Here is a 24,591-nt window from a genome sequence, read left to right on the forward strand (position 1 = left end):
CGATCATCAATGCGGTGATCCGCTCGGGCAAGCCTTGGCAGGCTGGTTATCCACAGACCGCGGGTGCTTGAAAAATGCTTGACTTCAAACACAGTTGCTCTCCCCAACCCTCCCCCGCGAGGGGGGAGGGAGTTTCAGCGCGGTGGCTGAGGTCGGTGGGAAATCACGCGGAGGGGCCGGGAGGCGTGCTGGCTTTGCTTTCAACGCGGTGCTGCGCTGCGGCAGCGTCCCTGGCTGCCAGCGCCACCCCATCGCTGCGGTCCTTCAGCCCCACACCCGTCAACCCCAGCTGTCGGGCCTCCTGACACAGCCACCACAGCCGCGCGGCGGCGGCGGCCGGGGGCAGGCCCTCGGGCCGCACGTTCGAGATGCAGTTGCGCTGCGCATCGTGACGCCCCACCTGGGGGTGCCAGGTCAGGTAGATGCCCAGGCTGTCGGGCGAACTGAGGCCCGGGCGTTCGCCGATCAGCACCGCCACCAGGCGTGCCCCCAGCAGCGCCCCCACCTCGTCGCCCAGCGCCACGCGGGCCTGCTGGGCAATCACGACCGGGCCCAGCGTCCAGCCTGCGGGCGCCTGTTGGCGAATCGCGCCGATGAGCGGCGGTGCCTGCCGCGAAACGGCCAGGGAGGACAGGCCATCGGCCACCACCAGCAGCAGGTCCACGGGGCTGCCGTCGTTGGGCTGATCGTCCCGGGCGCGCAGCGCCAGTGCATCGGCGTCGCTCAGGCGGCGACCGAGATCGGGGCGCAGCAGGTAAGTGGCGCGGTCGGGGGCCGCACTGTGGACTTGCCGCGTGGTGTTGCCCAGGGCCTGCAGTTGGGTGGCGAGCGCTTCGGCGTCCAGCGGGATGTGCACAGCATCGCGCGCCTGCGCATGGGCCAAACCAAAACGCAGCAGCTCGGCCGATGGCAGTGCCGCACCCGCGCGCCCCAGGGCCAGGCGCGCCTGCGTGTGGGCGCGCAGGTCGTCCCACGGGTCAGGAGGGATGCCGTGTTGCGCTTTGTCGGACGTCATGAGCCGAGCCTCAGTTGCCGCATCTGCGCCAACGCCGGGTGCTGCGCCGTGGCGGGCAGTAGACGCCCGTCCGCGTCGGTGATGCGCATACTTTGCAGCCACGCGCCGAACTCGGGCGCGCACTGCAGGCCCAGCACCTCGCGCAGGTACAGCGCGTCGTGGAACGAGGTGCTCTGGTAGTTGAGCATGATGTCGTCGGCCCCCGGCACGCCCATGATGAAGGTCAGCCCCGCCGTGCCCAGCAGCGTCATCAGCGTGTCCATGTCGTCCGAGTCGGCCTCGGCATGGTTGGTGTAGCAGACATCGCAGCCCAGCGGCACGCCCAGCAACTTGCCGCAGAAATGGTCTTCCAGTCCCGCGCGGATGATCTGTTTGCCGTCGTACAAATACTCGGGCCCGATAAAGCCGACCACCGTGTTGGTCAGCAACGGCGAGAACGCGCGGGCCACGCCATACGCCCGCGCTTCGCAGGTCTGCTGGTCCACGCCATGGTGTGCGTTGGCCGACAGGGCGCTGCCCTGGCCGGTCTCGAAATACATCACGTTGTCGCCCAGGGTTCCACGCCGCAGTGAAAGTGCCGCCTCACGCGCTTCCTTCAGCAGCGCGAGTGAAATACCAAAACTTGCGTTGGCGGCCTCGGTGCCCGCGATGGACTGGAACACCAGGTCCACCGGCGCGCCTTGCTCCACCATCTGGATCGTGTTGGTCACATGCGTAAGCACACACGACTGCGTGGGGATCTGCAACCGGTCGATCACATCGCCCAGCATGTGCACCAGCCCCGTCAGGGCGGCGATGCTGTCGGTGGCGGGGTTCACACCGATCACCGCATCGCCCGCGCCGTACAGCAGCCCATCGATCATCGAGGCCGCGATGCCGCGCAGGTCGTCGGTGGGGTGGTTGGGCTGCAGACGCACGGCCAAGTGGCCGGGCAGGCCGATGGTGTTGCGAAACCGCGTGACTACGCGGCACTTGCGCGCCACGGCGATCAAGTCCTGGTTGCGCATGAGCTTGCTCACGGCCGCCGCCATTTCGGGGGTGATGCCGGTCGCCACGGCAGCCAGGGTGGTGCTGTCGGTTTCGTGGGCCAGTAGCCAGTTGCGAAAGTCGCCCACTGTGAGATGGGCGATGGGCGCAAATGCGGTGGTGTCGTGCTTGTCGATGATGAGGCGGGTGACCTCGTCGCTTTCGTACGGGATGAGCGCTTCGTTCAAAAACCGGCGCAATGGCACGTCGGCCAGGCACAGGCGCGCTACCATGCGCTCCACCGACGACGTGGCCGCTACACCCGCCAGCGCGTCGCCCGAGCGCAGAGGCGATGCCTTGGCCAGCAGTTCCCGCAGGCCCTCAAAGTGCCAGCGCTCGCCGCCGAGTGTGATGTGGTCGCTGCCTGCCATGGGGTGTGTTGCCGCCTTGAAATCGCCGTCGTCGATGTGAAGCAAGCGCCGTGCCGGTTGTCGCGCCCATAGACCGGCAACCGGTGGTCCGGCGCATTGTGCGCCCACGCGCCTACACTCGGCACACCATGATCCGCTGGTTCCTTGTCATCTTTCTGGCCCTGATGTTCATCAGCTGGCTGTCGCCCATGCTGCGGCGCATAGGCTTCGGGCGGCTGCCGGGGGACTTTCGGTTTCGCTGGCTGGGGCGCGATTGGGATGTGCCGCTCGCCTCCACGCTGCTGTTGAGTTTTGTGGTCGGGCTGTTGGTGAAGTGGATTTGAGGGTTGCCGCAACGCGGCGCCTGATCAGCCGTCATTTCCGTCACTCGCTAGCGGTTTGCAATGCGCTCAAAAACGACTTGCGCCACCAGTGCACGTCGTGCTCGCAGATGCGGGCCATGAGTTTTTGGTGGCGCGCTTGCCGCTCCGCCAAAGGCATCTGCAGCGCTTGTTGAATGCTGTCCGCCATGCCCTGGGTGTCGTAGGGGTTGACCAGCAGCGCTTCTTTCAGCTGCTCGGCGGCACCGGCAAACCGTGACAGCACCAACACACCGGGGTCTTCCGGATCTTGCGCCACCACGTATTCCTTGGCAACCAGGTTCATGCCGTCACGCAGTGGCGTGACCAAACCCACCGCAGCGGCACGGCACAGACCTGGCACGCGTTTGCGGGCCACCATGCGGTGGATGTAGCGCACGGGCATCCAGTCGAGTTCGCCGTAGTCGCCGTTGACGGAGCCACACAGCCCTTCCAGTTCCTGGCGCAGGTCTGAGTAGGCGTGCACATCGTCTCGCGTGGGTGACGCAATCATGATCAGCGTGGCGCTGTCGCGGTTTTCCGGGTAACGGTCCAGCAGTTCGCGAAACGCGCGCACGCGTTGCGGAATGCCCTTGGAATAGTCGAGCCGGTCGATGCCCATCAACAATCTGCGGCGCGAGTATTCAGCGCGCATGCTTTCGAAGGTTTCCATCGCATCGCTGGCATGTGTGAGCCGGGTGAACTCGTCCACGTCAATGCCAATGGGGAAGGACTTCACGACCACCGTGGCACCAAAAGCGCGCACGCGGGTGTCGTCCAGCTCTTCCGCGCTGCCCTCGTTGCGCACGTAGCGTTTGAAGTGCGACACATCGGCCTCGCTCTGCAGACCCACCAGGTCGTAGGCAAGCAGCGAGCGCATCAACCACTCGTGCTGCGGGATGGCAGCCATGATGAGGGGCGGTGGCACAGGGATGTGCAGGAAGAACCCGATGCGCTGCTTGCAGCCCATCGCCCTCAGCTCTGCGGCCAGCGGAATCAGGTGGTAGTCGTGCACCCAGATGGTGTCGTCGTCGCGCAGAAGGGGCAGCAACTTGCGCGCAAACATCTGGTTCACACGCCGATAGCCCGCGATGTAGCTGGCATCGAAGTCCGCCAGGTCCAGCCGGTAATGGAATACGGGCCACAACACGCTGTTGCTGTAGCCCTGGTAGTAGCTGCGGTGGTCCTCGCTGCACAGGTCCACGGTGGCCAGCGTCACAGGGCCTGCCTGGCGCGTGTGCAGCTCGCTCTCGCCGGGCGTGCCGTCCTCGACCACGGTGCCGCTCCAGCCGAACCACAGGCCGCCGGTCTGGTTGAGGGCTTCTCCCAGCGCAACAGCCAAGCCGCCTGCGGCCGGTTTGCGGGGGTCTGCGAGGCGGTTGGAGATAACAACGAGTCTGCTCATCCTTTGATCATCCTTGCAAAGTTGAGCAGGCGGTTGTCGGACGCAGCCTCAAATCACGGTGTCCCAGGCTGCCGAAAGGCGCACGGCTGCGTTGATCACGCCCACCATGGAATAGGTCTGTGGGAAGTTACCCCACATCTCGCGCGTCTCGGGATGGGTGTCTTCCGAGAGCAGCCCCAGCGGGTTGCGGGCGGCCAGCATGGCCTCAAAGATGGCGCGTGCCTCGGCCTTGCGACCAATGCGGGCCAGCGCATCAATGCGCCAGAACGTGCAGATGTTGAAGGCCGTCTCGGGTTTGCCGAAATCGTCCGCAGCCTCGTACCGACGCATGTAAGGCCCGTCGCACAGGCTCTTTTCCATGGCATCGACGGTGCTGACAAAGCGGGGATCTTTGGGGTCGATCAGGCCCACTTCCGCCATCAGCAGCACGCTGGCATCCAGCTCGCGCCCGCCAAAGCTCTCGGCAAAGGCCTGGCGCTCGGTGCTCCACGACTTGTCCAGAATTTCATCGCGCATGCGCTCGGCGTGGGCGTGCCAGTAGCTGGCGCGATCGGGCAATTGCAGGGTCGTCGCAATCTTGGCGAGGCGGTCACAGGCGGCCCAGCTCATGAGGGCCGACGAGGTGTGCACCCGGGCGCGTGTGCGCAACTCCCACATGCCAGCGTCTGGCTGGCCATAAACGCGCACCGCGTTCTCGCCCACTTGTTCCAGCCGGGTGAATTCGCCCAGCCCCGCGCGGTGAAGCAACCGGTGGTCGTGGAACGCCTGGGCTGCGCCCAGCACAATGTTGCCGTACACGTCGTGCTGAAAATGCTCGGCAGCCTGGTTGCCCACCCGCACCGGCCCCATGCCGCGGTAGCCCGCCAGCTGCGGCATCATGACCTCGGGCAGTTCGCGCTCCAGGCCAATGCCGTACAGCGGCTGGATGTGGCCGTCACCGCCTTCCACCACCACATTGCTCAGCCAGCGCAGGTAGTCCTCCATGGTGCCGACTTCAGAAATGCTGTTGAGCGCGCGCACTACAAAAAACGCATCACGCAACCAGCAGTAGCGATAGTCCCAGTTGCGCCCGCTGTGTGCCGACTCTGGGATGCTGGTGGTCATGGCGGCCACGATGGCACCGGTTTCCTCGTACAGCGACAGCTTGAGCGTGATGGCCGCGCGGATCACTGCGTCCTGCCATTCCAGCGGCACCGCCAGTGCACGCGTCCAACTGCGCCAATAGGCAGTGGTTTCTTGCTCGAACAGCCGCGCTGTGTCTGCGATGCCGTCGGTCAGGGTTTCATCGGCGCCCAACAAAAAGTTGTGTTCCCGCGTCAGCACAAAGGCTTGGCCCGACAGCACGTGGGACACCGGCGCATCGGTCGACAGCCGCAGCGTCATGTGCTCGCCCACGTAGCGAATGTGGTTGCTGCCCCGGGTGATCTGGGGCTCGGACTGGCCCCAGTCGTACAGCACCTTGATCGACACACGGATGCGCGGCGCACCCTGGATGGGCCGCACCCGGCGCACCAGTGTGCTTGGGCGAAAGTAGCGCGATCGGCTGTAAAAACGCGGGGCAAAGTCGGTGATCTCTACGCCATGCCCAGCCTTGTCAAAAAGCTGGGTGCGCAAGATGGCGGTATTGGGTTCGTACCACTGGTGGGCCGATGCAAAGTCTTCCAGCTCGATGCTGAAGTGGCTGCCGCCATCGCCCGGCTGCAGCAGGGCGTTGAACACCGGATCGCCGTCAAAACGGGGCAGGCAGCACCACACCATGCGTGCGTGGTTGTCGATCAGTGCGCTGATGGCGCAGTTGCCGATCATGCCCAGGTTCAGGGAACCCGCCTGGGGTTCAGAGGCTGCAGTGTTCATGGTGGACGTTCTTGATGGGGGTGGTTTCAGTGGGTGCGTGCGGCCGACAACCAGCCTCGCAGCGCAGCGGGGGTCATGCAGCGGTGTTGTGCCAGGGTCGGGCCTTCACCCACCTTGATGCCCCAGCCGCCCAGTGCCTGCACGGCGGCAAAACCTGCCTCGTCGGTGACATCGTCGCCCACAAACACGGGAATGCGGCCTGCAAAAGGCGATTGGGTCATGAAGTCGGTGATCGCCTGGCCTTTGTTGGCGCCTCTTGGCTTGACTTCAAAAACGCATTTGCCGCGCAGCAATTCGACCCCATCAACGCCCTGCATGGCGCGCGCCAGGGTGTGGTAGCACAGGTCTTCAAGGTGGGGTGCCAGGCGGTAGTGCAAGGCGACGCTGGCCCGTTTGGGCTCTACCAACAAACCAGGATTTTGCGTCACCAGTTCATGCGCAGCGCGCAAAACCGGTTCCAGGTCTGGCTGTGCAATCGACGGGTAAGACGTGTCTGTGAGGCGATATTGGGCGCCGTGTTCGCTGGCCAGCGGCAATCGCAGGGGCGCCAGAAAGATATCAATGTCCGCCTCGCGCCGACCCGTCACGATGGCCAGTGCACCCCCCAGTTGGGTGTGCAGTGCACTCAGCGTGGGCACCAGCCCAGACGCGACACGCACCGCCTCGGGGCGCGGCGCCATCTCTGTCAGAGTGCCGTCGAAATCGAGGAAAAGCGCGTGGGCAGTTGTCAGTAAGGGGAGCAGCTGCATAGGTAAAACCATAGCAGATTGCGCAAGGCGGGATTCAGCGGAAGGGTGTTTCAACTCTGGTATTCGCGCGCGTTTTTGTGTTTTTTTGTTCGGAGAAAAAGTGTCCGATGGACGCCGGGCGCTTTGAATTTGGGTGGTCTGGAGCCACGGCGGATGCGCCTTGAAACACTCGGTTTTGGCCGCATTGTGAGAGAAGCACTCTCTCAGCCGTACCGAGTGCACTCCATCCACTTTCGTCCGTACCCATGACCGAAGCTCCCCACATTGTTTGCCCCCATTGCCACACCACCAACCGCGTGCAAGCGGCCGACCTGGGCAACGCGCCGGATTGTGGAAAGTGCCACCAACCTCTTTTTGCAGGCGCGCCGCTGGAGCTGGATGGCAACTCCTTCGACCGCCATGTGGGGCGCAGTCAGATTCCGGTGCTGGTGGACTTTTGGGCGCCTTGGTGCGGGCCTTGCCTGCAAATGGCGCCTGCGTTTGCGCAAGCCGCCCGCGAACTGGAGCCGCATGTGCGCGTGGCTAAGCTCAATACCGAGGCTCAGCAGGCCATTGCGGCGCGTTATGCCATCCGCAGCATTCCCACGATGATTCTTTTTCAGCAGGGCCGCGAGGTGGCCCGCATCTCGGGCGCCCTGGGTGCGGCGGACATCGTGCGTTGGGTGCGTACTGCAGCGGGCTGAGGCGGGCTGAGGCAAGCGCCGTGGCGCGCTTTCAACGGATGCCCAGTGCCCGGTCCAGTGACACGTTGCCCGCACCGCGCCCGGCCAGATAGAGCATCAGCCCTGCCCAAGACAGGTGCGTGGGCCATGCATCGGGGTAGACAAAGACCTGGATCACCAGCGTCATGCCCAACAGCGCCAGAGCCGACAAGCGCGTGAACAGGCCCAGCACCAGCAGGATGGGAAATACATGCTCTGCCACGGTCGCCATCTGTGCGGCCAGCTCGGGGGGCAGCAGGGGTAGCTTGTACTCCTCGCGGAACAAGGCGTAGGCGCTGTCGGATACCGTGAACCATCCCTCCACCTTGGTGCGGGCCGACAGCCAGAAAATGCCCGCGATCGCAATCCGGTTGACCAGCGCCAGCAGGCTGTGCGGCGTGCACAGCGTGACGATGTCGGCCAGGCGGGCCTGCATCGCGCGTGGGCCGCTGGCGGGGGCGGTGGGGTGGTGGGTGGTGTGGTTCATGCGGCCTCCTCAGCCTGGGGGGATGGTTGTAGCGGGGCCAGGGCGCCAGCGTTCAGCAGCAGGCCGATCAAGGCGGAAAAATCGGTGGTCGGGTCTGCGGTGAGCGCCTCGGTCGCGGCCTGTTCCAGCGATGCACCGGTGGCGCAGGCGTTCAGGAACACCACGCCCGCCCACGGCAGTGGATGCCACACCACGGCGGCGTGGGGGCGGGTCAGCAGACCACCATCGCCAATCCACGGCACTTGTGCTTTGGTGGTTTGGCCGTCGCGCTGCAGCGCCCAAAGCGTGAATGCGGGGTGTTGATCGCACCAGGCCCAGCGGGCTGCCGGGTGGGGCTGCAGGTGCTGGTGGCCCAGGGTTCCGGGTGCCTGGTGCGCCAGCCAGTCGGGGGGCAGAGCCGGGGTATCGGCGGCCAGGTGGCATTCGGTCCAGCAGCGGTCCAGCCGAGCCACGGCAGGCAGGTAGGGCAGTTCTGCGGCGGGCTCGAAGGTCTGCAGAAAGTCCGAAAACCCCGCGCCGTAGTCCATCAATCGCCCGTCACTGGGCGGCTGCTTGCGAGCATAGACGGCTGCCGCCGCGCGAAACCAGTCTTCGCCCACCAGTTTCCACACCGCCGGGTAGTTGGCCTGCAGGGCGTCGATGCAGGCCTTGAGCACGGTGTTGCGGTAGACCGAAAAACCGGGTTGGGCCTGCAACGCCCTGAGCCATGGGGCGGGCGCCTCGTCTGGGGGCATATCGGCCAGCAAGGCGGCCGAGAACCCCTCTTGAAACGTGGTCAGCTGCATGGGGCCTCTACAGGCTGGGCTGCGGTCACCAAGCGGTGTGCATGGTTACGCTCACTCAGCAGTTCGTCAAAGCAAGGCAGGTTGTCATCGCGCTCGATCAGAGTGGGTACGGGGCCGGTCCGCTCGATCACGCGCTCATACAGGGCCCACACGGCGGGTGCGATGGCGTCGTCGTGGCTGTCGATGAGCAAGGCGTTGCCATGCAGTGGGTCCGCATGGTGGCCGGCCAGGTGGATCTCGGCCACGGCGTGCAGCGGAAAGGCATCCACGTACGCCTGTGCACAGGTGGCCAGGTTGTTGGCACTGATGTAGACGTTGTTCACGTCCAGCAGCAGGGCGCAGCCGGTGCGGCGCACCAGCTCCGCCAGAAAATCTGTTTCGGCCCAGTCGTGGCCGTCGATGTGCAGGTAGTGCGTGGGGTTCTCGATGGCAATGAGCCGCTGCAGGGCGTCCTGGGTGCGGGCAATGTTGTTGGCAATGCGGGTTAGCGCCGCGTGGGTGCGGGGAAAAGGCAGCTGGTCGGGCCGGTACGGCCCGCGCCAGGTAGACCATGCCAAGTGTTCAGACACCAGCACAGGCTCGATCCGGCGCGCCAACGCAGCCAGACGGGCCAGATGCGCTTCGTCCGGCTGCGCATCGGCGGCGAGGGACAAGGAAACACCATGCAAGGACACCGGGTGCTGGCCCCGAATGGCCTCCAGCCAAGCCAGACGTGGGCCCCCATCGGCCAGATAGTTTTCAGGGTGCACCTCCCACCACAGACCCGGCGCCGTGCAGTGCAAGGCGTCCTCGTAGTGCTGGGGCTTGAGCCCCAGGCCTGCGGTGATGGCGATGGTGGTGGGGTGCGGTCCCATGGTGGCAGTCAGGCGGCAGGCTCAGGCCTTGACGGGCATCAGCGAACCCATGCCCTTGGGCGTCTTAATCGATGCGCAGGTGCCAGCGGGCACAAACTTCCAGGCATTGCCCTGGTAGTCCACTTTGGACGAACCCGCACAGGTGGTGCCGGGGCCGGCAGCGCAGTCGTTCTTGCCAGCCATCGAAACGCCGTAGCACTTTTCCATGGCAGGCTTGGCCGCTTCTGCGGGCTGGGTCTGGGCAATGGCGGCGCCAGAGGCGAGGGCGGCCAGTGCAAGGGCGCCAATGCTGAGGGTACGTGGGGTCATGTCGAAGTTCTCCAGTAAAAAGACAGGTTGAAACCGACCGGGGGTGCCACGCTGTGGCTGATTCAAACGACCCGATCTGCGTTGTAATTCGCGCAATGCGGCGCGCTGGTTACAGCCTGGCGCAGAAAAATCGCGGCGGCATTGCAAAGATTTTTTTGCGCTGCCTGTAACCCTTTGGCTTGCGCCACCGAATTCACTCCAGGGAGACACCATGGAGATTGTTGAAGAGCGACTGCGCGGTTTGCTGCTGCAAGGGCTGGACGCCGACGCGGCGGCCTACCAGCGCTTTCTGAAGGAGCTGAGTGCGCACTTGCGCGCCTTTTTACGCCGCCGACTGGCGCAGCGGCCCGACGAGGTGGAGGACCTGGTGCAGGAAACCCTGCTCGCAGTGCACAACCAGCGCCACACCTACCGGCCCGAGATGCCGGTCACCGCCTGGGCCCACGCCATTGCGCGCTACAAGCTCATTGACTGGCTGCGCTCGCACGCCGTGAAAGAAGGGCGCAACGACCCGTTGGACGATGCGGACGAATTGTTCGCCAGCAGCGACAGCGAGGCGGCCGAGGCCCGGCGCGACCTGGGGCAACTGCTGCGCACGTTGCCGGACAAGCAGCGTCTGCCGATTGAGTATGTGAAGTTGGAAGGTTTGTCGGTGGTCGAGACGGCGCGCCTCACGGGGCTGTCGGAGTCGGCCGTCAAAATCGGCGTGCACCGGGGGCTCAAGGCCCTGGCCGCCAAGATCAGGGGAATGGCATGAGAACCGATGAATTGATCCACCTGCTGGCCACCGATGACCGGCCGGTAAAAAACACGGCCATCGAGCAGCGTTTTGCCGTGGCCACGCTGGCGGGCATTGCGGGCGCAGGGGTGTTGATGCTGGCGCTGTTTGGTCTGCGCACCGATCTGCTGGCCACCATGGCGCTGCCGATGTTCTGGGGCAAGCTGGTGTTTGCGGCCGCTTTGGCCGCTGCCGGGCTGACGCTGCTGCGCCGCATGGCCCGCCCGGGCATGCAGGTGGGGCGCGCAGCCCTGCTGCTGGCTGTGCCGCCGCTGGTGTTGTGGGCCATTGCGCTGGTGGCGCTGTCGCAAGTGCCCTCGGTAGAGCGCATGCCTCTCATCCTGGGCAGCACGTGGCGCACGTGCCCTTTCAACATCGCGTTGTTGTCGGTGCCGGCCTTTGTCGCGGGTTTCTGGGCGCTCAAGGGCGCCGCGCCCACCCGTCTGGCGTGGGCCGGTGCGGGTGCGGGCTTGCTGGCTGGCGCGCTGGGCGCATTGGTGTACGCCTTGCACTGCCCCGAGATGGCCACGCCGTTTCTGGCGGTGTGGTACCTGGCAGGCATGGCCATCCCAACGGCGCTGGGCGCAGTGCTGGGGCCGCGTTTTCTTCGCTGGTAGCCGCCAAGACCGGGAACATCGCCAAGAGGTATTCCACCCGGCTTGCGCGGCTGGAGCCCTTCAGCTCGCAATCCGCCGGGTGTAGGCGCGGAACACCGTGTCCTGCACCCACCCCAAGGATTCATAGAGCGACTGCGCGGCCGTGTTGCTGTGTGCGGTCGTCAGGTCCATGCGCGCTTTGCCGTGCGCGCGGGCCGTGGCCTCGGCCGCCATCATCAGGCTGCGCCCGGCGCCCGTTTTGCGCGCGCCAGGCTCCACGAACAGGTCATACAGCGTGTAGATGGGCGCGGCCTCCACGGAGCAGAACGTTGGGTAGAGCTGGCAAAACCCGATGGCCGACCCCGACGCATCCAGCGCCAGCAAGACCACCGACTCCGCACGCTCCAGCCGCTGGGCAATGAACGCGTGGGCGCTAGGCAGGTCGGGCGCCTGCTCGTAGAACTGCCGGTATGCATCGAACAGCGGGGCAATGGCGTCGGTGTCGGCCGGGGTGGCAAGGCGGATGTGCACAGCGTTCATGGGGCGTGGCAGATGGGGTGCGCGTGGGGCGGGTGATGCAACTCGCACTCTGGTGTGGAATGCGGACGGAGGCGGATTGTAGGGAGCGTTTCGCCCGTGGCGCACGGCCTGGTCAGGGGGCCTCACCCTGGGCGAGCCATTGCGCCACCGCCGCTACCCGAGCCTGATGAATCAGCGTGCCCACCTGCGGGCCGCTCACACCCTTGGCCGCGGCGTGTGCCGCAATGTCGCGCGTGACCACCGACTGCACCGCCGCCAGCACGGCAGCCAAGCGCGGGCGTTGTGGGTAGGCCGATTCTTCAAAGCCCAGCCGCCCGCGTGCGTCGCATTCGCAGGCCAGCAGAATGTCGGCAAAACGCTCGGGCTTGCGGATTGCGTCGCAGCGCTCCAGCAGGCGCACCAGCGCGGCGGCCGACAGCTCGCTGCTGCGGTGGATGTGGCCGTGCTCGCGCGCCACCACATCGGCGGTCTCGCGGCAGTCCACCGGCACACGCAGGCGCTCGGCCACATCTTTCAGCAGTTCGGCGCTGCGCTCCTCATGGCCGATGTGGCGCGGCAGCACATCGGCGGGCGTGGTGCCCTTGCCCAGGTCGTGGGCCAGGCAGGCAAACCGCACGGTGAGTGGCGCGTTCAGCCGGGCCGACATGTCCAGCACCATCATCAGGTGCACACCCGTGTCCACCTCGGGGTGGTACTCGGCCCGCTGGGGCACGCCCCACAGCCGCGCCACCTCGGGCAGCAGCACCTGCAGCGCGCCACACTCGCGCAGCACCTCAAACATGCGCGAGGGCTTTTCTTCCATCAGCCCGCGCGCCAGCTCCTGCCACACACGCTCGGCCACCAGATGGTCCACCTCGCCGTGTTCCACCATCTCGCGCATCAGCTGCATCGTCTCGGGGGCCACGGTGAAGTCGGTGAACCGCGCCGCAAACCGCGCCACGCGCAGGATGCGCACCGGGTCTTCGCGAAACGCGTCCGTCACATGGCGCAGCACCCGCGATTCGATGTCTCTGGCACCAAAATATGGGTCAAATATGCCTCCAGCGCTTATTCCATAAGCGCTAGTAGCTATTGCATTGATAGTGAGGTCGCGGCGCGACAGGTCTTCTTCCAGCGTCACATCGGGCGAGCTTTCCACCACAAAACCCCGGTAGCCCCGCCCGCTCTTGCGCTCAGTGCGCGCCAGTGCGTATTCCTCGCGGGTGTCGGGGTGCAAAAACACCGGGAAGTCGCGGCCCACGGGCAGGTAGCCCAGCTTCAGCATCTGCTCGGGCGTGGCGCCCACCACCACCCAGTCGTGGTCATTCACCGGTCGGCCCAACAGCTTGTCGCGGACGGCGCCGCCCACCATGTAGATTTGCATCGGCGTAGTTTAGGCCGGGCCCTCGGCCGTATATTCCAGCTCACCATGTCCCCATCGTCTGACCTTTCCGACCTCACCATTGCCCAGCTCAACCCCGACGGCAGCGTGCCCGTGCCCACGGCGCCCGACGCAGCGGCCAATGCCGCCGCCGAAGCCCTGCAGCGCGAGGCGCAGTTCGAAGCCCTCAAGGCCAAGGTGGACGACCTGCAGGAGATCCTGGCCAAGCCCCTCAGCGAAATCCTGGCCGACCGCGACAAGTTCAAGGAGGCGATGGCCGCGTGGGATGCCTTTGGCGCCATGTGGATGCTGTCGCAGCGCGCCATGAAACGCGTGGCGCTGGACCTGGCCGCGCAGCAGGGCGTGAGCGACGAAGAGGTGGTGGCCCGTGCGTTGGCCTATGCCAACCAGGTGCTCAATGCGGAAGAGGAAGACCTGGGCGGCACTGTTGCCCCCGCACAGTTGGCGCATATCGCGCGGCACAAGCCGTTTTTGCGCAAGCAGTTTCGGTAGCGGGGCTCCCTGCGCAGTGCTTGTTCAGCCAAACACCGGCCTGAAAAAACTCCGCTCATAACTCACGATGCACTCGGTTTCTGCGGCATACCGAAACGCCGCCTGGCATTCCGCATCCTGCATCGACTGTTCGCGGTACACCTCGTAGGCCGCGAGGCTCTCAAACGTGAACAGCGCCAGCGCAATGTTGTTGGCGCCCTCACTGGGCATGAAGTAGCCGTGGTGTTTGCCGCCGAACTTTTCGACCAGCGGGATCCACAGTTTTCCGTAGTGCTCAAACTCCTTGAGCTTGCGGGTGTTGAGCACGTAGCGCAGATAGATGGTGACGGCCATGGTGCGGTTCAGCCTTCGGTGTGACGCAGGCGGTAGGGCTCTTCAAAGTCCAGAAAATCTTTCTCGGCCAGCGCGTCGTCGATCCATGCTTTTACCCCCGGCAGCTCGCGTACGCGATCCACATACGCGCTGATGTGCGGCGGCAGGGGCAGCGCATAGCTGTGTAGGCGCATGCACACAGGCGCAAAGTAGGCGTCGGCCACGGTGAACTCGCCAAACAGCATCGGCCCGCCGTGCTCTTGCAACAGGGCGCTCCACATCTCCACCAGGCGGTTCACATCGGCGCGCACGCCAGCCTGGTCGCGCCACAGCAGCGCGCCAGTGTCGGCCAGGTTCGCCTCGATGTTCATGGGGCAGTTGCCGCGCAGGGCGATGAAGCCGCTGTGCATCTCGGCGCAGACGCTGCGGGCGCGTGCGCGGGCCTTGGCGTCCGTGGGCCAGAGATTCTTGTCGGGGTGGGTTTCGGCCACATATTCCGCAATCGCCAGCGTGTCCCACACCACCAGGTCGCCATCCACCAGCACGGGCACCTTGCCGGTGGGGCTCACGGGGCCCATCGCGCGCTTGAATTCCGAATCGGCATCAAAACTGTCGAAGCGCACACGCACTTCTTCAAACACGATGCCCGCCTGCTTGAGCAGCACCCAGGGGCGCATGGACCAGGAGGAGTAGTTTTTGTTGCCGATGTAGAGCTTGAGCATGGATGAAAAGTGTGGCTGGAACGAAGCCCGGATGCTACCCCCGGCCCCGTCTTTCGCCAATGCTCATTGGCACGCTGTTTGATGCCGCGTGGGCATCAATACAGTAGCCGCGCAGACTGCGGGGCACCAGCGGGCGATGCCAGTGGCTACGCGCTTTGAAACCGGCGCGGCCCCCTACCAGTGCCACCGTGGATCTGGCTCGGCCAGTCCACCGGTGGCGTCCCCCTCGGGGGAAGGCGCCGCAGGCGACTCAGGGGGGCTTCCTATACAGGCCAGACCAAACCGTTGTCGTTCAAGATGCCATCGAGCGGCAGGTCAAATTCTTCCGGCTCAAAGTCATCCAGATAGCCATGGGTGAAACCCAGCCCCACCGTAAACGGCTTGGGCTGCAGCGTGGCCAGTGTGCGGTCATAAAAACCCCCGCCGTAGCCCAGCCGATAGCCGCCCGGCGCGTAGCCCACGCAAGGCACAAACAGCAGCGTGGGCACAATGACCTCGGTGTCCTTCGGCTTGGGGATGCCGTAGGCGTCTTCTTCCATGAGGCAGCCGGGGTGCCAGGCGTGGAAGGTCAGCGTTTTGTGCACCTTGTTGACCACTGGCAGGCCGATGCGACGGCGCTGGGGTTCGTCCAGCAGCTCGCCGTCTTCCTTCCAGCGGTGCAGGGCGGGCAGGGGGTCAAACTCGCCCTTGATGGGCCAATAGGCGCCGATCACGGTGTCCGGCCGGTTCACCAGCCAGATGCGCATCACCTGCTGTAACAGGTCGGATCGCTGTAGGCGATCAGGCAAGTTGAGGCGTTCTTCTATCAACGCGCGCCGAAGGGCTGCTTTGTCCATCAGATAATTCCCCCATGCAATTGTTTCGAATTCTGACACCGCTTGTCGCCAGCGCCCTGCTGGCCACCGCAGCGCCCCTTGTCCAGGCGCAAAACAAGGGTGACGATACCCTGCTGGAGATGCAGCAGGCGTTTCGCAAAGGCGACCGCAACAAGCTCGCGCAGTTGCTGCCCGCCGCACGTGGCCATGCGCTGGAGCCCTGGGCGGCCTATTGGGAGCTGAAAGCCCGCCTCGGCGAGGCCCAGCCCGCAGAAATCCAGTCCTTCATGCAGCGCTATGTGGGCAGCTACCAGGAAGACCGCATGCGCAATGACTGGCTGCTGCTGCTGGGCCAGCGGCGCAACTGGGCACAGTTTGCCGAGCAGCACCCCAGCTACCGCATGTCCGACGACCGCGAAGTGCGTTGCTATGCCTTGCTCATCGACCAGATCAAAGGCACAGCCCCTGCCACGGTAGGCGACGATGTGCGCAGCAACTGGTATGCCATCCGCGACGCCGACGACGGCTGCACCCATGCGGCGGGCGAACTCTACGGTTACAAAAAACTCACTGCGCTCGACATCTGGCGCAAGGCGCGCCTGGGGGTGGAGGCCAACCGGCCGCGCGTGGTGCGCAATGCCGTCGAGATCGTCTCGCCCGACTCGCTGCCACTGCTCAAAGAAGTGCTGGACACCCCCACCAAGTTCCTGCTGTCACGCGCCACCGCACGCGGCAACGCGCGCCAAGAGCTGGTGCTGCTGGCCCTGATCAAGCTGGCGGGTGGCGACCCCGACGGCGCTGCGCAGCAGCTCGACAGCAAATGGAGCGTGCACCTGACGCCCGAAGAGCGCAACTGGGCCTGGGGCGTGATCGGCAAGGCCGCTGCCCAAAAGCTCTCGGGCAGCGCTGCGGGCTACTTTGCCAATGTGACCAAAGACAGCGACCTGAACGACGAGTTGCTGGGCTGGAAGGTGCGTGCTGCATTGCGCGCCGGCCAGTGGAAGGCCGTGGGCAAGGCCGTGGACGCCATGAGTGCCGAAGCCCGGCAGGACAGCACCTGGGCGTACTGGAAGGCCCGCTCGCTGCTGGCAGGCAAGCCCAGCGATACCGACCGCGCCGAGGCCCGCCAGTTGCTGGAGGCCATTGCCAGCACCCGCGGCTTTTACGAGATGCTGGCGCTGGAGGAACTGGGCCAGCGCATCACCACGCCCCCGGCCCCTGCGCCGCTGACGACCGAAGAAAAAGCCGCCGCCCGCGCCAACCCCGGGCTCAACCGTGGCCTGTACGCCATCCTGCTCGGCCTGCGCAGCGAGGGCGTGCGCGAGTGGAACTACACCACCAACCTGCACCAGAGCGGTGGCATGGCCGACCGCGAACTGCTGGCCGCCGCCGACTTTGCGTGCCAGCGCGAGGTGTGGGACCGCTGCATCAACACCAGCGAACGCACCAAGGGATTCATCGAGACCAGCCAGCGCTTCCCCACCCCCTTCCGCAACGCAGTCGTGGAGCGTGCCAACGGCATTGGCCTGGACCCTGCCTATGTGTACGGCCTGATCCGCCAGGAAAGCCGCTTCATCATGGACGCGCGCTCCCACGTGGGCGCCTCGGGCCTGATGCAGGTCATGCCCGCCACCGCGCGCTGGACGGCCAAAAAGATTGGTCTGAACGGCTTCACCGCCGACCAGATCAACGACCGCGACACCAACATCACCATCGGCACGGCGTACCTCAAGCTGGCGCTGGACGACTTTGCGGGCTCCATGCCCATGGCCGCCGCCGCCTACAACGCTGGCCCCGGCCGCCCGCGCAGCTGGCGCAACGGCCCGGTGCTGGATGCCGCCATCTGGGCCGAAAACGTGCCGTTTGCCGAGACGCGCGACTACGTGAAGAAGGTGCTGTCCAACACCACCAACTACGCCGCCATGCTGACCGGCCAGCCCCAGTCGCTCAAGAGCCGCCTGGGCACCATCGGCCCGCGCGATGCGGCGGCGCCGGAGGTGAACAAGGATCTGCCCTGACTTGTCCAGCCCAGCGGGAAGTCGTTTGCTATAAATAGAAGAGCTATCAGCGCTTATTGGATAAGCGCTAGAGCCTGTTTTGATCGAATATTTGGAGGGAGACCATGAGAATAGGACGTGCGGTGGCTTGGGCCGCCTTGGGATTGCTTTTGGGTACTGCCGCCCACGCGCAGCCGGTTTACAAGTGGGTCGATGCCAATGGCAAGACCCATTACGGGTCGCAGCCGCCCCCTGCCAAGCAGGATGCCGAGCCGATGAAGCTGCAGAACAACAACGGCACCAGTGGTGGTGCGGGTAGTGCGGGCAGTGCAGGCAGCAAGGGCGGCACGGCGGGCAAGTCTGCGGGTGCCACCCAGTACAACGCCGACGGCACCAAGAAGATTTCGAAAGACGTGGAGGAGTTTGGCGAGGGGCTCAAAAAGTCCCTGGGCACGGTGGACGGCCAACAGGTGCCGCTCAACTGCTCCACCGCTGTGGACAACATCAAATACCAGGCCGACCTGATGCTGGAAGTGGGCCAGAAGAATGTGCGCGACGGCTACATGACCCAAGCCGCTTTCGACAGCACGGCCCCCAAGATCCGCGAAGCCAAGGGCAAATACAGCGTGTCAGACTGCCAGGGCGCGTCGGGCAACAAGAAGTCGTTCTACCAGTGCATGTCCAGCAGCAAGAACCACGTGACGGGCTGCGACAAGCAGTTCAAGCATTGATGGGGCGGTCTTGGGTTGCTGGGCAGGTGGCGGGGGGCTGGAGGCACGACCCTCTGCCTGCTTGCGGCCAGGAGCGGCCGGTGGGGCGGCTGAAAGCGGACGCTCAACGTAGGCGGTGACCGGACTGCAACATACGCTGCAAAGCGGCAGCTCGAAGTCGCAGGTCCGCGTCGAGCAACCAGTTATCCATGTCGGTCCCCGGAGTACTTGGTAAGAAGCGCGTGGACCTCGCGCCGCTCCTTCCACCAGAAAAACACTCCGACGGCGAGCGCTACGGCGATGGCCGCCATAAGGATAAGAAAGCCTATCCAGTTGAACTCCACAAGCCAATGCGTCCGATACATTTCGAGGGGTTGCCCAGCCCGAACTTTCTCGATTGCGATGAGGATCATTGCAACTATTCCACCGACCCCTGCGGCCCCGCCTAGCCAAATGCCTGCGATCAGCAACCACGATGGCCGAGTTGGCGGTGTCTCGTTGTGTTCTGTCATGGACAACGTTTGAGGTAAGCGGCAGAACCCGGTAGGAGTGACTTGCAGCGTAGGTTGTGAGCGGATGGCTGTCTACGCTGGCAAACAATCATAGGCCCAGCCGGACGCGAAGTCGCGCCGTTGGTTGGAGGATCACTGCTGTCGGCCAATAGGAGTCCGTCGCGGCCAATAAAGGCGCTTGCTCCAACGCGGGGTTAGGCGCCGCGTTTAACAAGGTGCACATGATCGGTGAACGTGAATGTAAGTTCAGCCTCACCTTCCACGAGGAGCTTGAGCCGACAGCTAGCCACACGGCCGGTAGACCGCCACAAAACCACAAATGCAAGCTCGCCTTCTGCAAGCGCCACGCTGCTTACATCGCCCACTTCACCGTCGCTCTGGTCTATCGCGCAGACCTCCAGTTGCTCACCTGCCTCTCGAACCAAATACTGTACTTCAGAGGTGTATTCGTCTGGGCCGACCCAGGTTCCGACGAAGGGATTCATTGAATTGCGCATAAAGTGAAATGAGCGGCAGACACTCGGCAGGCAAACGCGCCCATAGGATGTGCGGCGATTGCCGTTTTAGGGCTCAAGAGACGTGATCTCGGCGATCAGAGCTACTGGTTTGTCGGTTCTCACGAACTGGCACCGATACCAGCGGTTTTCTTTGAACCTGCAGGGCTTCCCGAAGGAGTCCTCCGTGAATTGGCAATCTTCGAAGGTGCACTCGACGAAACGACAGCCGGCGAACGAGACGCCAGAAAACTCACACCTCCTAAAGTTAACCCCAACGAAGTTGGCGGTATTGAACAAAGACCAATACCAACTGCATGCCTCAAACGTGGAGTCCAAAACTGCGCCCTCCGGCCCACGCCCATCAAAGTGAATTCCGAAGATCTCGCAGTACCTCAAGACGCCTTCCTCCCACCCCTCGGGCAGAGACTCCCGGCTCTCGTATCGCACGCTCTGAAGGATAATGAATTTAAACGGAATGTAGACAGCACAGGGCAGCGTTAACCACTATAGCTTGTGCCTCAGGCCATATTGAATGACGGCTATGGAGCACGAATCTGGATGGCGACTTTGGGCCCAAAGCTGCCCCAGAAACCGCGAAGCCAAATCACACGTTGTGCAGCATCTCCCTCTGACGCAGCGCTGCGCCAGACCGCACTAAATCATCCGCCAGGCCCTGCAGCCACGCATCCTCGGGCTGATCGCCGAAATAGGTTTGGTGCAGCATGCCGAAGTAGGGCGTGGCCTGGGCCCAGGTAGTGAGGGCGGCCATGCTGATCTGCTGCCACTCCAGTAGCTTGTATTTCAGCAGCACCTTGGCCGCATACAGCGCGTGTTTGCCGGGGTTGCGCACAAAACCGTCCAGGCGGCGGCGGGCGCCGTCGATGGCACGGGGTGCATCCGCAAACACCGGCCCGTGGCCTGGGATAACGACCTGGGGCGACAGCTTCTCGATCACATCCAGCGTGGCTGCGACGTCGGCAAAAGCGTCGTCGCCTTCTAGCTCGGGAAACACGACACCAAAACCGTTTTCCCACAGCGCATCGGCCGAGATCAGCACGCGGCCCTGGGGCTCGAACAGCACCACCGAATGCGGATCGTGCCCCGGCGCGGCATGCACCTGCCAGGGCTTGTCGCCCAGCAGCACACAAGAGCCGGGCATCAGCAACGTATCGGCCCGAAAGGGCGGGCATTCCTGGCCTGTGGGGGTGTAGCTCAGCGCGTACGCATCCCACTGGCGCACATGGTCGGCCTGGCCGGGCGGAATGGCCGTGAGCGCGCCGGGCCAGGCCTTTTGCAGCGCCGCGTTGCCGCCGCAGTGGTCGCTGTGCAGGTGGGTGTTGAGCACGCGGTCGAGTCTGCGGCCTGCAAGGGCGTCGCGCACCAGGTCCACGGTCTGCTCGGCATGGCTGCAGTAGCCCGTGTCAACGATGGCGGTGTCGTGGTGGCCGATGAAGAGGATGTTGTTGGCCGACAGCCAGCCGCGTTCGAGGACGGTGATTTCAGGGGGCAGGAGATCGTGGGGCGCTGTGGTGGGCATGGGGGCAGGAATTCGGGGCGTCGGTGGCGGGCATCCTTCAGCGAGGTGCCGCGCCGTGGGCTACTGCCCAGCGTACCGCAGGTCGTCACCGCCCACAGTCCTCCAAAACCCGCAAACCTTGGCTTAACGCTGGCATTCCAATGTGCCAAGCTGTATCAGAACGTCACGCCCGCCACTGCGCGAGTGTGGTTGGTATGCAGGCGCGGCCAGCGATTCGAATCCACCCCTGCGCGTCCCGGATGAGGGTGCATCGGAAGCAAAAAGAGCGCCAAGACGCCCGTGGCAAAACACGCTGGCGGCCGCGCTGTTTTGCGGGGCCGCCGCCGGGTAAGCGTCCTATGCCTTTCGGAGTTCTCTCCGCAAAATCTTGCCCACGTTGCTCTTGGGCAGCTCGTCGCGGAACTCGATGTACTTGGGCCGCTTGTAGCCCGTGAGGTTTTCCTGGCAGTAGCGGGCCACGTCTTCCTCGCTGAGCGTGGGGTCGTTCTTGATGACAAACACCTTGATCGCCTCGCCCTGTTTTTCGTCGGGGATGCCGATGGCCGCGCATTCCACCACGCCGGGGCACAGGCTGATGACCTGTTCCAGCTCGTTGGGGAACACGTTGAAGCCGCTCACCAGAATCATGTCCTTCTTGCGGTCGATGATGCGGGTGTAGCCCTCGGCGTCCATGATGCCGATGTCGCCCGTGCGCATGAAGCCGTCGGGCGTGAAGGCCTTGGCGTTCTCTTCGGGCTGGTTGTAGTAGCCCACCATCACGTTGGGGCCGCGGATGCAGATCTCGCCCGACTCGCCCTGGGGCACGCTTTTGCCCTCGTCGTCCTTGATGGCAATGTCGATGCCCGGCAGCGGCAGGCCGATGTTGCCGCTGAACTCGGTGTTGATCACCGGGTTGTTGGTGCCGATGGCGCAGGTCTCGCTCATGCCCCAGCCTTCGATCATGGTGCTGCCGGTCACCTTCTGCCACTGCTTGGCCGTGCCTTCGCTGGCCGCCATGCCACCCGCTTGCGACACGCACAAGTGCGAGAAGTCGAGGGTCTTGAACTGCGGGTTCTGCAGCAGCGCGTTGAACAGCGTGTTCACGGCGGGCAGCATGTGGAAGGGGCGCTTTTTCAGTTCGGCAATGAACTTTGGGATGTCGCGCGGGTTGGGGATCAGCGTCATGCTGGAGCCTTGGCGAATGGCCAGCAGGCACAGCGTGAGCGCAAAGATGTGGTACAGCGGCAGCGCAGCAATGCTGTTGGCCTTGCTCAGGTCGCCCACCTTCGACAGCGCCGGGGTGAACCAGGCCTCCGCCTGCAGCGTGGCGGCCACGATGTTGCGGTGGGTGAGCACGGCGCCCTTGGACAGCCCCGTGGTGCCGCCGGTGTATTGCAGAAAGGCAATCGAGTCGAGCGTGGCTTGGCTAGACGCCAGCGACTTGTGCTCGCCCACCGACAGTGCCTTTTTGAAGGTGACAACCTTGCGACCGCTCGACAGCGGCAGGTCGTACGCAGGCACCATCTTGGCCAGGTGGCGCACGGCAAAGGTGATCCACTGGCCAAACCAGAAGCCCAGCAGGTCGCCCATCGACGTCATCACCACCTGCTTGATGGCGGTGCGGTCAATGACCTGTGACAGCGTGTGCGCAAAGTTCTCCAGGATCACGATGGCCGTGGCGCCCGAGTCCTTGAGCTGGTGCTCCAGCTCGCGGGCGGTGTACAGAGGGTTCACGTTGACACAGGTGTAGCCCGCGCGCAGCACGGCGGCCATGGTCACGCCGAACTGCGGAATGTTGGGCAGCATGATGGCCACGCGCGCGCCGGGTTCCAGCCCCAGGCTTTGCAGATAGGCGCCCAAAGCGGCCGAGCGGCGTTCCAGCTCGCCGTAGGTCATCCACTGGTCCATGCAGACCGAAAACGGGCTCGATGCGTGTTTGCGGAAGGATTCTTCCAGCAGGTGAGCCACCGAGCGGTATTGCTCGGGCTGCACGTCGTGCGGTACGCCCGGGGGGTAGCTCTTGAGCCAGATCTTTTCCATGCGCTTTTTTCCTTGTGCTCACTTGAATGGGGTTCGCCGCCGATGCGGCGTGGGCACAGATTGTGGAATCCGGGGGCGCAATGGGCTATCGGGCTTGTCCTAGGGTGCGCGAAAGCTGGGTCTCGCAGGTGACAGGTTCGGCGTCAAATAGTTGATCCATCAACGCCCGCTCGCGCGCCTCGATGGTGGTCAAGAACTGTTCGACCCCGCCGCGCTGGCGCGAAAGCTGGCCAAAGGTGTCGAACCCAGCCTCCAGAAACTTCTGCAATGCCCCCATGCCGGCCGCGTTCGCCGGGCCGCGCATCATGCGCAGCATCATCCGCAGGCCCGGCGTGCGGGTCAGGCGCGCCAGGTCGGTGCCCATGGCCAGCACGCGTTGCAGTTGCTCTTGCCGCGCATGGCGCTGGCCCACGGTGCGCCAGGCGGCGGTGTAGCGGGCGGCGTCGGTTGCTGCGTCGGCATGCGCCAACCAAGCGCGGCCCATGTCCTGGTCCAGTCCCTCGGTCTGGGCATGCAGCACGGCAAGTGCCACTGCTGTGGTCACCGCGGGCTGGGGAAACATGGTCTGCAGCGTGCCCGCGATGCGGCCAAACTGCAGGTCGCGGTCGGTGTAGTCGGTGTCGCTGTACAGCTCTTCCAAAAAGAACCGGGCCGCCGGGCCGAACGAGGGCGAGCCCATCAGGTCTGAATATGTGCCCCGAAAGCGCTTCGCCTGCAGGGTTTTGACCGTGCCGACTGCCGCCCCCAGTGCGGGGTCGCCTGTGCGGTGCAGCCGCAGTGCGGTCACGTCGGCAATGCTGTCGCGGATGGTCTGGGCGGCGTCCATGGGGCGGTTTTCTCTCCACAGTCTGATGGCGGCGGGTTATGGCGGGTCACCGCGTGTCACGGGCAGGGCAGGGTGGGCGGCCCAGACCGCAAAATGCGGCTTGCTGAATTACAACATCTGCATAGCACCACCACCAACACGACCCTACACATGATCGCGCGCTGGCAACGAGCCCTTCTTCTGTTCATCCTGCTAACCATCGCCGCCTGGCTGGTGTGGCAATGGCCCCAGTCCCCCGTGCGCGCGGTGCTGGGCGCGCTGTTGCCGCTGGGCCTCTATCTGATGGTCATGGCCGTGGAGTTTGTGCTGATGCACATCACCAATAGCGCGGACGCCGCGCCGCGTGCGCGCTTGTCGCAGGTGCTGGCCGCCTGGTGGGCGGAGGTGTGGGTGGCGCTCATGGTCTTTTGCTGGCGCCAGCCGTTTCGCCACCAGTCACTGCCCGACTGGCTGCCCGCCCAGCCCACGGGCCAGCGGGGTGTGGTGCTGGTGCACGGCTTCATGTGCAACCGCGGTTTGTGGCTGCCGTGGTTTGCGCGCTTGCAGGGCGCTGGCCATGCGTATGTGGCGGTCAATCTGGAGCCGGTGATGGGTTCTATCGATGACTACGCCGACACCATCGAGGAGGCGGTTGCACGGGTAACGGCTGCCACGGGGTTGGCGCCGGTGTTGCTGTGCCACAGCATGGGAGGGCTGGCGGTGCGGGCGTGGTTGCGGGCGCACCAGGCAGATGGGCGGGTGCATCGGGTGTTGACGCTGGGCACGCCGCACGGCGGGACTTGGTTGGGGCGGTTCAGTCGCGCGGTGAATGGGCGGCAGATGAGTTTGGCGGGGGAGTGGGTGGGGGCGTTGCAGAAGGCGGAGCCTGCGGGGCGGGCTGCCTTGTTTACGTGCTGGTATTCGAACTGCGACAACATCGTTTTTCCGGCGAGCACTGCCAGTTTGCCGGGGGCGGATAACCGG

The 24,591-nt window shown here is 64.7% G+C and carries 28 protein-coding genes; 8 read left to right on the plus strand and 20 right to left on the minus strand.

Going from position 1 to position 24,591, the window contains the following annotated elements:
- Positions 1–163 precede the first annotated feature (163 nt).
- Complete coding sequence (eutC, locus tag ACK41V_RS20015) at positions 164–1,015, minus strand: ethanolamine ammonia-lyase subunit EutC (RefSeq protein WP_409784926.1); 852 nt, start codon at positions 1,013–1,015, stop codon at positions 164–166.
- Positions 1,012–2,412, minus strand: coding sequence for an ethanolamine ammonia-lyase subunit EutB (locus tag ACK41V_RS20020; RefSeq protein WP_409784965.1), 1,401 nt, complete (start codon positions 2,410–2,412; stop codon positions 1,012–1,014). Before ACK41V_RS20020 ends, eutC begins: the two co-directional genes overlap by 4 nt.
- Before the next feature lie 128 nt (positions 2,413–2,540).
- On the opposite strand from ACK41V_RS20020, the gene ACK41V_RS20025 reads away from it, so the two are divergent.
- Positions 2,541–2,735, plus strand: coding sequence for a DUF2905 domain-containing protein (locus tag ACK41V_RS20025; RefSeq protein WP_409784927.1), 195 nt, complete (start codon positions 2,541–2,543; stop codon positions 2,733–2,735).
- A 40-nt stretch (positions 2,736–2,775) separates the two neighbouring features.
- On the opposite strand, the gene otsA is transcribed toward ACK41V_RS20025, so the two are convergent.
- Genes otsA through otsB form a run of 3 tightly spaced genes read right to left on the minus strand, consistent with a single transcriptional unit; the run spans position 2,776 to position 6,758 of the window.
- Positions 2,776–4,155 (minus strand): alpha,alpha-trehalose-phosphate synthase (UDP-forming), encoded by a 1,380-nt coding sequence (gene otsA / locus ACK41V_RS20030; protein ID WP_409784928.1) that lies wholly within the window; start codon positions 4,153–4,155, stop codon positions 2,776–2,778.
- Positions 4,156–4,203: 48 nt separating this feature from the next.
- Complete coding sequence (locus ACK41V_RS20035; RefSeq protein ID WP_409784929.1) at positions 4,204–6,009, minus strand: glycoside hydrolase family 15 protein; 1,806 nt, start codon at positions 6,007–6,009, stop codon at positions 4,204–4,206.
- 26 nt (positions 6,010–6,035) lie between these two features.
- Entirely contained in the window at positions 6,036–6,758 is a 723-nt protein-coding gene (otsB, locus tag ACK41V_RS20040) for a trehalose-phosphatase (RefSeq protein WP_409784930.1), read from the minus strand.
- A 245-nt stretch (positions 6,759–7,003) separates the two neighbouring features.
- Here otsB and trxC point away from each other — a divergent pair, with 245 nt between their 5' ends.
- Positions 7,004–7,441: a thioredoxin TrxC gene (trxC, locus tag ACK41V_RS20045; RefSeq protein WP_409784931.1), complete on the plus strand. Its 438-nt coding sequence runs from the start codon at positions 7,004–7,006 to the stop codon at positions 7,439–7,441.
- Between the two features lie 31 nt (positions 7,442–7,472).
- Here the strand turns inward: trxC and ACK41V_RS20050 are convergent, their stop codons facing one another.
- The 4 genes from ACK41V_RS20050 to ACK41V_RS20065 are packed head-to-tail and all read right to left on the minus strand — an operon-like array spanning position 7,473 to position 9,894.
- A complete protein-coding gene (locus tag ACK41V_RS20050) occupies positions 7,473–7,946 on the minus strand; it encodes a DoxX family protein (RefSeq protein ID WP_409784932.1) in 474 nt (157 codons plus the stop codon).
- Positions 7,943–8,731, minus strand: a complete 789-nt coding sequence (locus tag ACK41V_RS20055; protein WP_409784933.1) for a DNA-binding domain-containing protein — start codon at positions 8,729–8,731, stop codon at positions 7,943–7,945. Before ACK41V_RS20055 ends, ACK41V_RS20050 begins: the two co-directional genes overlap by 4 nt.
- Entirely contained in the window at positions 8,722–9,585 is an 864-nt protein-coding gene (locus ACK41V_RS20060; protein WP_409784934.1) for a DUF692 domain-containing protein, read from the minus strand. The genes ACK41V_RS20055 and ACK41V_RS20060 overlap by 10 nt, the downstream gene beginning before the upstream one ends.
- Positions 9,586–9,606: 21 nt before the next feature.
- Positions 9,607–9,894, minus strand: coding sequence for a DUF2282 domain-containing protein (locus ACK41V_RS20065; protein WP_409784936.1), 288 nt, complete (start codon positions 9,892–9,894; stop codon positions 9,607–9,609).
- Positions 9,895–10,105: 211 nt separating this feature from the next.
- Between ACK41V_RS20065 and ACK41V_RS20070 the strand changes: the two genes are divergently transcribed.
- Together ACK41V_RS20070 and ACK41V_RS20075 are read left to right on the plus strand one after the other, a co-directional pair.
- Positions 10,106–10,651: a sigma-70 family RNA polymerase sigma factor gene (locus tag ACK41V_RS20070; RefSeq protein ID WP_409784938.1), complete on the plus strand. Its 546-nt coding sequence runs from the start codon at positions 10,106–10,108 to the stop codon at positions 10,649–10,651.
- On the plus strand, positions 10,648–11,289 hold the full coding sequence (locus ACK41V_RS20075; RefSeq protein ID WP_409784939.1) for a DUF1109 domain-containing protein: 642 nt from the start codon (positions 10,648–10,650) through the stop codon (positions 11,287–11,289). Before ACK41V_RS20070 ends, ACK41V_RS20075 begins: the two co-directional genes overlap by 4 nt.
- Positions 11,290–11,349: 60 nt before the next feature.
- Here ACK41V_RS20075 and ACK41V_RS20080 read toward each other — a convergent pair whose 3' ends face one another.
- The gene (locus ACK41V_RS20080; RefSeq protein ID WP_409784941.1) at positions 11,350–11,808 is read right to left on the minus strand and encodes an N-acetyltransferase family protein; all 459 of its coding nucleotides are present in this window, start codon (positions 11,806–11,808) and stop codon (positions 11,350–11,352) included.
- A 112-nt stretch (positions 11,809–11,920) separates the two neighbouring features.
- Positions 11,921–13,171, minus strand: a complete 1,251-nt coding sequence (locus ACK41V_RS20085) for a multifunctional CCA addition/repair protein (protein WP_409784942.1) — start codon at positions 13,169–13,171, stop codon at positions 11,921–11,923.
- Between the two features lie 45 nt (positions 13,172–13,216).
- On the opposite strand from ACK41V_RS20085, the gene ACK41V_RS20090 reads away from it, so the two are divergent.
- Complete coding sequence (locus ACK41V_RS20090) at positions 13,217–13,681, plus strand: hypothetical protein (protein WP_409784944.1); 465 nt, start codon at positions 13,217–13,219, stop codon at positions 13,679–13,681.
- 24 nt (positions 13,682–13,705) lie between these two features.
- Here the strand turns inward: ACK41V_RS20090 and ACK41V_RS20095 are convergent, their stop codons facing one another.
- The 3 genes from ACK41V_RS20095 to ACK41V_RS20105 form a co-directional block, all read right to left on the minus strand.
- Positions 13,706–14,014, minus strand: coding sequence for an NIPSNAP family protein (locus ACK41V_RS20095; protein WP_409784946.1), 309 nt, complete (start codon positions 14,012–14,014; stop codon positions 13,706–13,708).
- Between the two features lie 8 nt (positions 14,015–14,022).
- Entirely contained in the window at positions 14,023–14,715 is a 693-nt protein-coding gene (locus ACK41V_RS20100) for a glutathione S-transferase family protein (protein ID WP_409784948.1), read from the minus strand.
- 263 nt (positions 14,716–14,978) lie between these two features.
- Positions 14,979–15,551: a 5-formyltetrahydrofolate cyclo-ligase gene (locus ACK41V_RS20105; protein WP_306556427.1), complete on the minus strand. Its 573-nt coding sequence runs from the start codon at positions 15,549–15,551 to the stop codon at positions 14,979–14,981.
- A gap of 14 nt (positions 15,552–15,565) precedes the next feature.
- On the opposite strand from ACK41V_RS20105, the gene ACK41V_RS20110 reads away from it, so the two are divergent.
- Both ACK41V_RS20110 and ACK41V_RS20115 read left to right on the plus strand, forming a co-directional pair.
- Positions 15,566–17,548, plus strand: a complete 1,983-nt coding sequence (locus ACK41V_RS20110; RefSeq protein ID WP_409784950.1) for a transglycosylase SLT domain-containing protein — start codon at positions 15,566–15,568, stop codon at positions 17,546–17,548.
- A 104-nt stretch (positions 17,549–17,652) separates the two neighbouring features.
- The gene (locus ACK41V_RS20115) at positions 17,653–18,258 is read left to right on the plus strand and encodes a DUF4124 domain-containing protein (protein WP_409784952.1); all 606 of its coding nucleotides are present in this window, start codon (positions 17,653–17,655) and stop codon (positions 18,256–18,258) included.
- Between the two features lie 182 nt (positions 18,259–18,440).
- Here ACK41V_RS20115 and ACK41V_RS20120 read toward each other — a convergent pair whose 3' ends face one another.
- The 6 genes from ACK41V_RS20120 to ACK41V_RS20145 all read right to left on the minus strand — a co-directional run bounded on the left by ACK41V_RS20120 (position 18,441) and on the right by ACK41V_RS20145 (position 23,628).
- Positions 18,441–18,650 carry a hypothetical protein gene (locus ACK41V_RS20120; RefSeq protein WP_409784953.1) on the minus strand — a complete coding sequence of 70 codons (210 nt, stop codon included), beginning with the start codon at positions 18,648–18,650 and terminating at the stop codon, positions 18,441–18,443.
- Between the two features lie 293 nt (positions 18,651–18,943).
- Positions 18,944–19,234, minus strand: a complete 291-nt coding sequence (locus tag ACK41V_RS20125; protein WP_409784955.1) for a hypothetical protein — start codon at positions 19,232–19,234, stop codon at positions 18,944–18,946.
- A 78-nt stretch (positions 19,235–19,312) separates the two neighbouring features.
- Positions 19,313–19,693, minus strand: coding sequence for a pentapeptide repeat-containing protein (locus ACK41V_RS20130; protein ID WP_409784957.1), 381 nt, complete (start codon positions 19,691–19,693; stop codon positions 19,313–19,315).
- 157 nt (positions 19,694–19,850) lie between these two features.
- Positions 19,851–20,783 carry an MBL fold metallo-hydrolase gene (locus tag ACK41V_RS20135; RefSeq protein WP_409784959.1) on the minus strand — a complete coding sequence of 311 codons (933 nt, stop codon included), beginning with the start codon at positions 20,781–20,783 and terminating at the stop codon, positions 19,851–19,853.
- 336 nt (positions 20,784–21,119) lie between these two features.
- Positions 21,120–22,802, minus strand: a complete 1,683-nt coding sequence (locus ACK41V_RS20140; protein ID WP_409784960.1) for an AMP-binding protein — start codon at positions 22,800–22,802, stop codon at positions 21,120–21,122.
- 85 nt (positions 22,803–22,887) lie between these two features.
- Complete coding sequence (locus tag ACK41V_RS20145) at positions 22,888–23,628, minus strand: FFLEELY motif protein (protein ID WP_409784962.1); 741 nt, start codon at positions 23,626–23,628, stop codon at positions 22,888–22,890.
- Between the two features lie 150 nt (positions 23,629–23,778).
- On the opposite strand from ACK41V_RS20145, the gene ACK41V_RS20150 reads away from it, so the two are divergent.
- Positions 23,779–24,591 (plus strand): esterase/lipase family protein (locus ACK41V_RS20150; protein WP_409784963.1); only part of this gene is annotated, 813 nt, incomplete at its 3' end.

Origin of the sequence: Acidovorax sp., from assembly GCF_046291265.1 — a bacterium.
Lineage (GTDB): Bacteria > Pseudomonadota > Gammaproteobacteria > Burkholderiales > Burkholderiaceae_C > Acidovorax.